The organism is Mesorhizobium sp. M0029, assembly GCF_040323735.1.
In the GTDB taxonomy this organism is placed as follows: Bacteria; Pseudomonadota; Alphaproteobacteria; order Rhizobiales; family Rhizobiaceae; genus Mesorhizobium.
Genome location: NZ_JAMYVF010000062.1, coordinates 1 through 920, shown reverse-complemented (window position 1 = coordinate 920; position 920 = coordinate 1). Strand labels below are relative to the sequence as shown.

Sequence of the window (920 nt, the reverse complement as noted above, 5' to 3'; positions counted from 1 at the left end):
AGCCACTGGCGCTGTCGGTCGATGAAGCCGTGAAGCTGCGCGACGAAGCATCAAAGTCCGGCAAGATCCTCTCGGTCAACCAGAACATGCGCTACGACCAGTCGATGCGCGTTCTGAAGCAGATCATCGACAGCGGCGCGCTGGGCGACATCGTCTTCGCGCAGATCGACATGCATGCCATCCCGCACTGGCAGACTTTCCTTCAGGACTACGACCGGCTGACGCTCGCCAATATGAGCGTGCATCATCTCGACGTGCTGCGCTTTCTGTTCGGCGATCCCTCGGAAATCACCACGCTGACACGCAAGGACCCGCGCACGACATTCGAGCATAGCGACGGCATCACCGTCTCGACGCTGCGCTTTCCCTCCGGCGTGCTCGCCGTGTCGCTGGAGGATGTCTGGTCCGGACCGCGCCAGGAGGGCTATCTGGACGACCAGCACATCAACTGGCGCGTCGACGGCACCAAGGGTGTCGCCAAAGGCACGATCGGCTGGCCGAAAGGCGCTGCCTCGACGCTGACCTATGCCTCGACCGAGACGACCGGCGGCGAATGGGTCAGCCCGAGCTGGGACACGATGTGGTTCCCGCATGCCTTCATCGGCGTGATGGAGCAATTGCAGCATGCGGTGAAGACAGGCGCGCCGCCGGCGCTCTCCGTCGCCGACAACGTCAAGACCATGGCACTGGTCGAGGCCGGCTATCGCTCGATCCACGAGGGCCGCACCGTCAAGCTTTCCGAAATCTCGATAAAATCAGCCAACTGAATCGCTTACAGGGAGGAATTCACATCATGATGCAGGCAGGTATTTTCACGGGCTATTTCCCGTACGGCCTCGAAGAGACGGCAAAGAAGATCCGCGGGCTCGGTTTCAACACGGTGCAGCTCGACCTGCATTTTAGGGATATCGATCTGTCGG

At 60.9% G+C, this 920-nt stretch carries 1 protein-coding gene and 1 pseudogene; both read left to right on the top strand.

Translation table 11 applies throughout. From position 1 onward, the window contains the following. Positions 1-767: Gfo/Idh/MocA family protein (locus NKJ76_RS32340; protein WP_352539220.1), on the top strand; the 767-nt coding region annotated here is incomplete at its 5' end. Positions 768-793: 26 nt separating this feature from the next. Continuing rightward, positions 794-920, top strand: a pseudogene (locus NKJ76_RS32335) (sugar phosphate isomerase/epimerase family protein); the annotation flags it as partial.